This is a genomic window from Peptoniphilus sp. (assembly GCF_050943655.1).
In the GTDB taxonomy this organism is placed as follows: domain Bacteria; phylum Bacillota; class Clostridia; order Tissierellales; family Peptoniphilaceae; genus Peptoniphilus_A.
This window is the reverse complement of record NZ_JBMNPQ010000066.1, coordinates 1-8,072: the sequence shown is the minus strand read 5'-3', so window position 1 is coordinate 8,072 and position 8,072 is coordinate 1. Positions and strand designations below refer to the sequence as shown.

General features: G+C 30.6%; 10 protein-coding genes. 1 reads left to right on the top strand and 9 read right to left on the bottom strand.

Features of this window, described 5'->3' with window-relative positions:
* From ACOX6R_RS06420 to ybaK, 7 genes are all read right to left on the bottom strand, one after another.
* The coding region (locus ACOX6R_RS06420; protein ID WP_433448444.1) for an ATP-binding protein at positions 1–1,395 on the bottom strand (1,395 nt) is incomplete at its 3' end.
* Complete coding sequence (locus tag ACOX6R_RS06415) at positions 1,385–2,404, bottom strand: metallophosphoesterase family protein (RefSeq protein WP_433448442.1); 1,020 nt, start codon at positions 2,402–2,404, stop codon at positions 1,385–1,387. The genes ACOX6R_RS06420 and ACOX6R_RS06415, both read right to left, overlap by 11 nt.
* Positions 2,405–2,464: 60 nt before the next feature.
* Complete coding sequence (locus ACOX6R_RS06410) at positions 2,465–2,686, bottom strand: isochorismatase family protein (protein WP_433448448.1); 222 nt, start codon at positions 2,684–2,686, stop codon at positions 2,465–2,467.
* 12 nt (positions 2,687–2,698) lie between these two features.
* On the bottom strand, positions 2,699–3,016 hold the full coding sequence (locus ACOX6R_RS06405; RefSeq protein WP_433448440.1) for a hypothetical protein: 318 nt from the start codon (positions 3,014–3,016) through the stop codon (positions 2,699–2,701).
* A gap of 4 nt (positions 3,017–3,020) precedes the next feature.
* Positions 3,021–3,926, bottom strand: a complete 906-nt coding sequence (locus tag ACOX6R_RS06400) for a PfkB family carbohydrate kinase (RefSeq protein ID WP_433448438.1) — start codon at positions 3,924–3,926, stop codon at positions 3,021–3,023.
* Positions 3,927–3,939: 13 nt separating this feature from the next.
* Positions 3,940–5,601 carry a phospho-sugar mutase gene (locus tag ACOX6R_RS06395; protein ID WP_433448436.1) on the bottom strand — a complete coding sequence of 554 codons (1,662 nt, stop codon included), beginning with the start codon at positions 5,599–5,601 and terminating at the stop codon, positions 3,940–3,942.
* 2 nt (positions 5,602–5,603) lie between these two features.
* Positions 5,604–6,074 (bottom strand): Cys-tRNA(Pro) deacylase, encoded by a 471-nt coding sequence (gene ybaK, locus ACOX6R_RS06390; protein WP_433448446.1) that lies wholly within the window; start codon positions 6,072–6,074, stop codon positions 5,604–5,606.
* A 186-nt stretch (positions 6,075–6,260) separates the two neighbouring features.
* Between ybaK and ACOX6R_RS06385 the strand changes: the two genes are divergently transcribed.
* Positions 6,261–6,731, top strand: a complete 471-nt coding sequence (locus tag ACOX6R_RS06385; protein ID WP_433448434.1) for a YbaK/EbsC family protein — start codon at positions 6,261–6,263, stop codon at positions 6,729–6,731.
* 81 nt (positions 6,732–6,812) lie between these two features.
* Here ACOX6R_RS06385 and ACOX6R_RS06380 read toward each other — a convergent pair whose 3' ends face one another.
* Together ACOX6R_RS06380 and ACOX6R_RS06375 are read right to left on the bottom strand one after the other, a co-directional pair.
* Entirely contained in the window at positions 6,813–7,601 is a 789-nt protein-coding gene (locus ACOX6R_RS06380) for a metal ABC transporter permease (protein ID WP_433448432.1), read from the bottom strand.
* On the bottom strand, positions 7,598–8,072 hold a 475-nt coding region (locus ACOX6R_RS06375), incomplete at its 5' end, for a metal ABC transporter ATP-binding protein (protein WP_433448430.1). The genes ACOX6R_RS06375 and ACOX6R_RS06380, both read right to left, overlap by 4 nt.

The following is an 8,072-nucleotide window of genomic DNA, read 5'->3' as shown; positions in this document are numbered from 1 at the left end:
TTTTTTCTTTAAATTTTCTGATTCAAAATTTTTCAAAACTTTGTCCAATTCATTTAAAGAATTCACAGAATATTTTTTTAAAAGACCATCAAAGTACTTGTCATATTCCTTTTTAATTCCAGTCTTTTCGATGGAAAGTTTTTTCAAGTCGCGAAGCTTTACATCGAGCCTATTGTATAAGTCCTTATTTATATTATATTTTACTATCCTAAAATAGGAATATGTAAAAAATATTGCAGAAATTAGTGAAAATATTGGTCTATTATAATAAAATGCAGTGCCAATTACTGCAAAGCCAATCAATATGCCAAGTATTATTTTTATCAAATAAAAATTCATTTTTCTTCTAGTATTTCTGATGTCGACAGAAATAAATTCCATTTCTTTGGAGTAATTATTAATATTTAGCTCTGCAATTTTTGCCTTAGCTTTTTTATAATTTTCTAAATCTTCACTTATATCTTTATCTTCCTCGATAATTTCACACTGATCTAAAGATAAAATTTCATCAAGTCTATTTGACTTTGAATGGATGTCATTATTTATTTCAATTGCCCTCTCAAAATCATCCATGTCGTGCTTTTTGGCATATTCACTTAAGTTTTTTTCAAGTTCTTTAATTTCACTTTTTAAGTTTTCAATATCGTAACTCTTGCGTCCCCTATATTTTTTCTCAAGAGCCTTAAGTTCATCCTTTGTATCTTTTAATTTTTTTATGTTAATGTCATAATTTACTTTATCTAGAATTAAGGACGACTTTTGTCTTTCGATTTTTTCAAGCTCATCTGTAACAGATCCGATTAGTGAAGATTTTCGCCTCTCATTTCCATAGGAATCTATGTCCTTATTCATTTTGTCCAATACTTTATTTACATTTATGTTCTCATCTAGAGCTGTTGCAAAATTATTTACTCTCTTTTTCAAATCCTCTGCAGCATCGTCTTGAAAGACAGACATATTCTGCCCAATGAACACAGTTGATTTAAAAACTTTTCTATTTATGTCAAAAAAGTAAGCCCCTGGTTGTTCAATTCTTGAATATTTATTTAATACTGAAAGGTTGCTAAGATCAAGTCCAGTAGACTTATTTAAAATAGAAACTTCATCGGTTTCAAAATCTCTAAATATTCTATAAGTCTCGTCCTTATCAATAATTTCAATATATCCATTGTAGCTTGAACTATTCCAAGGCCTACACTTGTCAAAAAGCTCGTCCCTTACTTTCCTTTTTAAGGAGTCTCGGCTAAATCCATAAAAAACCCCGTCAATAAAATTTACAATAGTAGATTTGCCAAACTCATTTTCGCCATAAATTATATTGATGCCATCATAAAAGTTAATAGTTTCATTATTAAATTTTCCAAAGTTTAACAGTCCAAATTCTTTAAACTTCATTGTATTGCTCCAATAAATATTCTATTGCTACTTCTTTCGAATTTTCCTCTTCCTCATTAAAAGAGTTTAAATAATCCATAACTAAATTATTTTCTCCAAAAACTTCGTATACATCTACATCATTTTTAACTTCGTCAACTATTTCAAAATAAAAAGCATTCAAATTATTTTCTAAAAATTCTTTAAGCAAGTTGTGATTTTTATGCTTACCGATGAGCCTAATTCTGTATAAGTCTCTATCATTTACAGTATTTTGTAAATCTTCTAGCAGCTCACTTAATGAACTATCAGGTTTTACTTCGTAGTCAAAAGTTACAAAATTCTTTGTAGAAAAATCTTTAAATTCGAAAGACTTAGTATCTGTATCAAAAATAATTATTCCCCGATCGCCAATATCTTTAAAGGTGTGAGGTTCGATTGAACCAGAATAATATACATTATCCATAATTTTTTCTCTCTTATGAATATGACCAAGGGCAACATAGTCAAATTTTTTTAAAAAGTCTTTATCAAGTGGAAGGTATCTCTCATCTTCCATATCACTGTGAACTACTAAAAAGTTTTTGTAATCAATAGATAAATCCACTGTCTTTAAATCCTTATTAAAACTAAATGAGTCATAAGAAATTCCAAAAACTCTTGCGCCTAAGTCATCTAAGTCGACATAAGTAAAATCATTAGAGAAGACATGCAAATTTTCTGGAAGCTCTACCCTATTCCACAAACTCTTTTCATCGTAATAGTCGTGATTTCCACAAGATATAAATACTTTTGCGTTAAGTGATTTAATAATATCTAAAAATCTATTCATATCACTCATGTTAAAAAATTCTCTTTCGAAGACATCGCCTGCTATTAAAACAATGTCAGCAGAAATTTCGTTAATGAATTTGCAAGTTTCATAGAGATTTTTCCACACATCTTCAATTAATTTATTTGTTATTTCAATTGGAAGCTTGCCCTTATAAAATTTTTTTAAGTGCAAGTCCGAGAAGTGAACTATTTTCATGTAATCACCTGCTTTTATTATATCACACAATCAAAAAAAGCCTCTGTTAAAGGCTTTTATTTAAATTATTAATTTTTGCAATGCTTTAAATTCGTCTGTGCCTGCAACTTCAGCAAGATCAAACAATACAGACTCTGTGTTTGTTATTACAGCGCCCATCTCCCTCATCTGTTCTATTGCATTTTTAGAATTGTTTCCATTTCGAGAGCCAACTGCATCTTCTACTAAAAACACCTCGTATCCAGAAGAAAGTAGGCTTCTTACTGTTTGAAGGACACATATGTGAGATTCTATTCAACATACAATAAACTGTCTTTTCTTTAATTTCTTAATTTCAGAATTAATTTCTTTATCATCATAGGCACTAAAATAAAGCTTTGGAAATTCTATTTTTTCATCTAATGGCGCCTTTACTTCTTTATTTGTATAACCAAGGCCGTGTGGATACTGCACCGTAAATAGTGATTCAAGTTCTAGCATATTTGCAATCTTAGCTAAGACTTTTGCATTTTTTACGACCTCGTCATTATTTGATATTGCTTTTAATAATCTGTCCTGAATATCAATAAAAGCGAAAACTACATCTTTTTTACTTAATTTAAAATTTTTCATTCCCTTAAATTTCCTCCACCTCTATGCTGTTCATAAGTTTTTTAATTGAACTCATATCTAGCTCCATATCTTCGGCAAAGTTATCGTATACTCCACATGCCACAGATAATTTTATAGAAGTGACAAAATCATAATCTCTGTCAATTCCAACAGAAAGCCCCGCAAGTGCAAAGCTTGTATTAAATTTCTCGAGCAATACATCTTTTTCCATCTTTTTTTTGTTTAAATATGCCCTGTAATTTTTTTCTTTTGTTGAGATAATTGTATTTCTCTTGCTGTTTACAATTACCACTCCAGAACCTTTTTTTAAGAGGCCTTCACTCATCTTTAAGACTTCTCCAGTGTATTCCAAAGAAATATCTCGCTCCAAATCATATTTATCTAAAAACAAAATATATGGTTTTAAATTTTCTACTTCTTTTATGTTTGAAGGATTTATTGCCACTTTTATATTTTTGTCATAACAAAATTTAACCATCTTCTCATAAATTGATGAGTCAAGACTTGCGTGGTCAATTTTTGGAATTACTACTATATTTTTATTTATCACTGCATCTTCAAACTTTGCAAATAGTTCATTTTTATCTTCCATAGTAATTCTTGGAGATTTCGTCCTGTAACTTTCAGATTTATCTTGTTTTTTAATTATAATTTCTTCAACATTGTCGTCTTTTAATTTTACAGAACTAGTCATAACGCCAAGAGATTTTAATTTTTCAATTAACTCATCTCCAATTTCTGTTCCTTTCAAAAGTAAAACTTCTGTATCTGAACCAATATTTTTTACGAATGTAGCCATCTCAACGCCAAGCCCAGATGGATATATTTCTGTTTTATCTATCACATTGTCTTCTTCAGAAATTATATACTTTCTCACAACCTTCGGGTTAAAATCACAAAAAAGAATCATGGAGCACCTCCTATTAATTAATTTTTTCTTGTGCAGCTTTCTTAATTTTTTCAATCATTTCTACTGCTTTTTCTTTATTTTCTCCAATTGAATAAGCATATATTTTTATCTTTGGTTCTGTTCCTGATGGTCTAAGTGCAAACCAAGTATCTTCGCCAAAATAAAATTTTAATACATTTGAAGGATTATTTTCATCGTGCAAATAATCTATTTTACTTGTAATCTCTGGGAGATCATAAAAAGATTCGCTCTCTCTAAAGGAATTCATTATATTTTGCATCTTCTCTATTCCGTCAATTCCTTCGAAATAGAATGAGTCAAGGTATTCTTCAAAGTAACCATACTTACTTTCAATGTCCTCTTTAAAATCTTTAAGAGTTTTGCCTCTCTTCTTTAAATATCCTGCCATTTCTGCAATTACCATTGTTGTTATGATGGCATCTTTATCTCTAACATGATCTCCAAACACATAACCTATTGACTCTTCATAACCAAAAATAAATTCATGTTCACAAGACTTATCCCAAATGTTTGCCATATTACAAATATTTTTAAATCCAGTTAATGTTTCAAAAACAGCAACATTATATTTATCTGAGATCCTCTCTATCATATCGCCTGTCACAATAGTCTTAACTATGGCAGAATTTTTGAGATTATCGTTCCTTTCACTCATTCTTTCAAGTAAAAAGTCTCCCAATAAAAATCCCATCACATTTCCAGTTATTTGGAAAATTTCATCACCGTTTTCCAATACTGCAACTCTATCGGAATCGGGGTCAGTTGCAATGATTATGTCTGCATCCTTTTCTTTAGCAAGTGCTATTGCCTTATCAAAAGCTTCTATATTTTCTGGGTTTGGATTTTTGACATTTGAAAATGTGCCGTCTGGATTTTCTTGTTCTTCCACAACAAATACATTTTTAAAGCCTCTAAGATCTAGTATTTTTCTAACGTATCTGTTTCCACAACCACTTAGTGGAGTGTATACAATTTTAATATTCTTGTCGATATCATCAGTTAATGTGTGTTTTAAAGTTTCTCTAAAGTATGAAGTTATAACTTTTTCAGATAAAAATTTAATATTTTCATATTCGCCAAGTTCTTTTAAGCTGTCAAAATCATAATCTAAAATATCAATAGTTGAAGAAATCTCTTGTATCTCGCTTGCTATATCATCAAGAATTTGAGATCCATTTTCCCAATATAATTTAAAACCGTTGTATGATTTTGGATTGTGAGATGCTGTAATCATAACACCAGAAATTGTGTTTAAATATCTAATGGAGTAGGCAAGAATTGGAGTGGGCCTTATTCCTGTAAAAAGATAAACTTTAATTCCGTTTTCTGCCAAAATCTTTGCAGTAATTATGGAAAACTCATAAGAAAATTTTCGCATATCCCTTGCTATTACTACTCCCCTCTTGCAAGCTTCTTCTCCTCTATTTTTAATTGCATGAGCTAAAGAAAGAGCAGTCTTTGCCACAGTTAAATAATTCATTCTGTTTGTGCCTGCGCCTAAAATTCCACGAAGACCAGCCGTTCCAAATTCTAATTCTTTGAAAAATCTGTCCTTAATTTCATCGTCACTATCTTTAATAAGTTCAAGTTCTTTTTTTAAGTCGTCATTTAAGCTTGGATAACTAAGCCACCTATCGTAAATCTCTCTATACATAATTACTCCTTTGCGATATCAACAAAATCTATATCAATAATCTTTTTTAAGTCCATTGGACTTATTTTCATCTGCAAACCAACTTTGCCTGCGCTCAAATAAATAAAATCTTTGTCTTTAGCTGTTTCATCTATAAAAGTTTTGAACTCTTTTTTCATACCAACAGGAGAGCAACCTCCGTGTATGTACCCAGTTAGGGGCAATAACTTTTTTTGTGGTATCATCTCTATCTTTTTAGAGCCTGAATGATTCGCTGCCTTTTTTAAATCGAGTTCAGAATTAACTGGAACAACGAATACAAAGTTTTCTCCCTCTTTTGACTCAGTAACAAGAGTTTTAAAAACTTTTTTTGGATCTTCCATAAGCTTTGTTGCAACATCCATTCCACCAATTCCATCTTTCGTAGAATATTCAATTAATTCATATTTTATGTCATTACTGTCTAAAATTCTAACTGCATTTGTCTTCTTCATATTATCACCATTCATTTAACCTCTTAGTTATCATTTTACCCTAAAGATGCATATAATTCACTATTTATTGGTCTTAATATTTGTTTAACTTACTAATGTGTGATAGGATTTAAATATATTAATTTTGTTTTTTATAAATTACAAACTTAAATCACAGTAATATAATTTTTAATAAGAGGAGATATTATGGCAATTGATAAAGTAAAAGAATATTTTAAAGAATATGGTATAGACGATAGAATTATGGAATTTGATAAGTCAAGTGCCACAGTTACTCTTGCGGCACAGGCAGCAGGTTGCGAGCCAAAAAGAATTGCAAAGAGTCTTTCCTTTATAGTAAATGACAAACCAATACTTATTGTAACAGCAGGAGATGCAAAGATTGACAATAAAAAGTTTAAAGCATTTTTTAAAACTAAGGCAAAGATGATAAAATCTTCAGAAGTCGAAAGCTTAATCGGTCACGACATAGGCGGAGTTTGCCCCTTTGCCATAAAAAGTGATGTCACAGTATATCTTGACGAGTCTCTAAAAAGATTTGAAACTGTATTTCCTGCTTGTGGAAGTAGCAACAGCGCAATAGAACTTACGATACCAGAGCTTGAAAAGTATTCTAATTTTAAAGAGTGGATCGATGTGTGTAAAGATTGGCAATAAAATAATTAATACTTCTAAATAAAAATTTTAAATTACGCGTCAAAAAACCTTGGACATCATCCAAGGTTTTCTTAAATCCATCTATTTATTTTTTATCAAAAGTATTATTAAAAATAAGACTCCTATTAATACAATAGTTCCGCCTGGTTTTAGTCCAAAATAAAAAGACAAGACGAGTCCCAATATTGTAAAAATTATTCCAAAAATCGATGAAAGAATGGTCGTCTTAACATAGCCAACTTTAAACTGCATTGCACAGGCAACTGGTATTACCATGAGTGAAGAAATAATTAATATACCAACTGTTCTTGCAGATACAGAAATTGTTATGGCGATTAAAATCATAAAGATTAAATTAATTCTATCGACATTTATTCCAGCAAGCCTTGCAGATGATTCGTCAAAAGATATATACATAAGATCTTTAAAAAAATAAATAAAAACGACGAATACAATTAAAGCGACTGCCAAAATTAAATAAAAATCAAAATCTGGAATCGCAATTATTGAGCCAAATAAAAATGATTCAAAATTTGCAGATTTTTTTACAAATCCAGACAAGATTGAAGCAAGTCCAATCCCCGTACTCATCACAATTGCCGTTGAAATTTCTTGATATCCTGGAAATTTTGTCCTAATAAATTCGAGAAAAAGTGAGGCGACTATACACAAAATTATTGCACCAAGAATTGGCGAAGTTGAAGTGATAAGTCCAAGCATAACCCCTGCCAAAGACACATGGGAAAGTGCATCTCCAATTATAGATATTTTTTTATTTACAACTACAACTCCCATAAAAGGAATTATTATAGAAATGGCAATTCCCACAATTAAGGCTTTAACCATGTAAGAGTAGGCAAAAATGCTCATGAATTCACTTCCCTTATTTTATGATCTGCTACTGTGTATATCTTAGTCACATTTTCTCTAACTTCTGCTAGATCGTGTGTAATCATAAGAATTGTAATATTGTGACTTTTGTTTATATGCTCAAGAAGCTTTAAAAGAGACTGTCTCGACTCTTTATCTATTCCTGTCATAGGTTCATCGAGAACCAAAAACTTTGGAGTTGAAACCAAAGTCTTTGCTATTAAGACTCTCTGTCTTTGCCCACCTGAAAGTTCAGAATATAAATTTTTTGAATAATCTTGCATTTTTACAATTTGAAGTGCCTGCATGACTTTGTCTCTGTCGGCCTTATTTATTCGATTAAAGCCTCTCTTGTCCTTTGAAAAAAGTGCCAAGGACACAAGTTCAAATACAGTTATTGGAAACTGCAAGTTAGTTGACGCATCAATTTGTGGCACATATCCTATATCCGAAAAATTGACATCGTAAGAA